Here is an 888-nt window from a genome sequence, read left to right on the forward strand (position 1 = left end):
CACCGCGCCGGCCGCCACGGCGCCCGCCGCGACGTCGGTGCTTCCGGGTATGCCCGCCAGCACGCCCGCAACGGCCGCGCAGCCCGTGAGCGGACCGACCGGGGCGCTGCCGTCCGCCGACATCAACATCCCGCAGGTGCCGGGTATGCCGGTGCCGCTGCCGCAGAAGATCTCGCTGCCCGGTGACCTCGGCGGGCTGGCGTCGCTGATGCCCGGCGGCTCACCGCTGGCCAACCTGGCGCCGAAGGCCACCCCGGCCGTGCCCGCGGTTCCGGCCGCGCCGGTGGCAATTACCGCACCGGTGGCAGCAGCCGCACCGGTGGCAGCGGCCGCACCCGCGGTGCCGGTCCTACCGGCGGCACCCGCGGCCGCCGCGGCGATGTTCCCCGTCTCCGCCCTGCCCTGATCACGCCCCACCACACCGTCTAGGAGTGCCATGTCACGGATCAGGACACTGCTCGCCGCAGCGGCCGCGGTCGGCTCGTCGGCCGCCCTGCTGCTGAGCAGCGCAACAGCTCACGCCCAGCCCGCTCCTCCGCTGCCGATCGACGCGCTGCAGGCGCCCGGTCTGCCGGCCATGGAGAGCCTCGGGCCGGCCATCCAGCAGGCGGCGGCCGACCCGAACAACGCCGTGTCGATGCTGATGGCCGCCGCTGCGGCGTTCGCCGGAAACTCGGCGGCGCCACCTGATTCGCGCAACGTGGCCACCGCGGTCAATCAGTTCGTGGCCGAACCGGTCGCCCATGTCCCGGCGGCCGGGGCGGTCCCGGGGACCGAGGCGCATCTGCCTGCCGGCGTCGATCCCGCGCATGCGGTCGGCCCGGCACCCGAGGCCGCTCCGGACGCCGCTGCGCTGGCGGCTCCGGCTCCCGCCCCCGAGGCGGCTCC

The 888-nt window shown here is 76.4% G+C and carries 2 pseudogenes; both read left to right on the forward strand.

Annotated features, from left to right (window positions below):
- A pseudogene (locus tag H7I41_RS16540) lies at positions 1 to 406 on the forward strand (hypothetical protein); the annotation flags it as partial.
- A 30-nt stretch (positions 407 to 436) separates the two neighbouring features.
- Positions 437 to 888 (forward strand): annotated as a pseudogene (locus tag H7I41_RS16545) (Rv1157c family protein); the annotation flags it as partial.

It is taken from the genome of [Mycobacterium] manitobense, assembly GCF_025821665.1.
Taxonomy (GTDB): Bacteria; Actinomycetota; Actinomycetes; order Mycobacteriales; family Mycobacteriaceae; genus Mycobacterium; species Mycobacterium arseniciresistens.